The 1270-nt window shown below is 64.3% G+C and carries 1 pseudogene; it reads left to right on the forward strand.

Annotated elements, in window-relative coordinates:
- Nucleotides 1-4: 4 nt before the first annotated feature.
- Nucleotides 5-1270 (forward strand): annotated as a pseudogene (locus FXB40_RS40505) (glutamate synthase subunit alpha); the annotation flags it as partial.

Here is a 1270-nt window from a genome sequence, read left to right on the forward strand (position 1 = left end):
AGAGCTGTCGGCGACGGTCGCCTCGAAAACGACCGATCCGATTCAGGAACACAATTCGCGTCCGCCTGCTGTGGGTCTCTACGATCCGAGCCTGGAGAAGGATTCCTGCGGCGTCGGCTTCATCGCCAACATCAAGGGCAACAAGTCGCACGAGATCGTCTCGGACGCGCTGAGCATCCTCTGCAATCTCGAGCATCGCGGCGCTGTCGGCGCCGACCCGCGCGCCGGTGACGGCGCCGGCATTCTGGTGCAGATCCCGCACGCCTTCTTCAGCCGCAAGGCCAAGGAGCTCGGCTTCGCGCTGCCCGCACCCGGTGAATACGCCATCGGCGCGCTGTTCATGCCGCGCGACACCGCCTGGCGCAACGTCATCAAGAGCATCATCGCCGACCAGATCAAGGAAGAGGGCCTGACCCTGCTCGGCTGGCGCGACGTGCCGACCGACAATTCCTCGCTCGGCGTCACCGTGAAGCCGACCGAGCCCGCCTGCATGCAGGTGTTCATCGGCCGCAACGGCACCGCCAAGACCGAGGACGATTTCGAGGGCCGGCTCTACATCCTGCGCGAGTCGATCTCGCAAGCGATCTATCAGCGCCGCGACCGCGGCCTTGCGGCCTATTACCCGTGCTCGATGTCCTGCCGCACTGTGATCTACAAAGGCATGTTCCTGGCCGACCAGCTCGGCAAGTACTATCCCGATCTGCACGAGAAGGATTTCGAGAGCGCGCTGGCGCTGGTGCATCAGCGCTTCTCGACCAACACCTTGCCGACCTGGCCGCGGGCGCATCCCTATCGCATGATCGCGCATAACGGCGAGATCAACACGCTGCGCGGCAACACCAGCTGGATGGCGGCGCGCCAGGCCTCGGTGAGCTCCGAGCTCTACGGCAAGGACATCAACCGGCTCTGGCCCATCTATTATGAAGGCCAGTCGGACACCGCCTATTTCGACAACGTGCTCGAATTCCTGGTGCAGGGCGGCTATTCGCTGCCGCACGCCGTCATGATGATGATTCCGGAGGCGTGGGCCGGCAATCCCTTGATGGATGAAAAGCGCCGCGCCTTCTACGAATATCACGCCGCGCTGATGGAGCCGTGGGACGGCCCCGCCGCGATCGCCTTCACCGACGGCCGCCAGATCGGCGCCACGCTCGACCGCAACGGCTTGCGGCCGGCGCGCTACCTCGTGACCAAGGACGACCGTATCGTGATGGCGTCCGAAATGGGCGTGCTGACGATCCCCGAGGATCAGATCATCACCAAGTGGCGC

The organism is Bradyrhizobium rifense (assembly GCF_008123425.1).
Classification (GTDB): domain Bacteria; phylum Pseudomonadota; class Alphaproteobacteria; order Rhizobiales; family Xanthobacteraceae; genus Bradyrhizobium; species Bradyrhizobium rifense.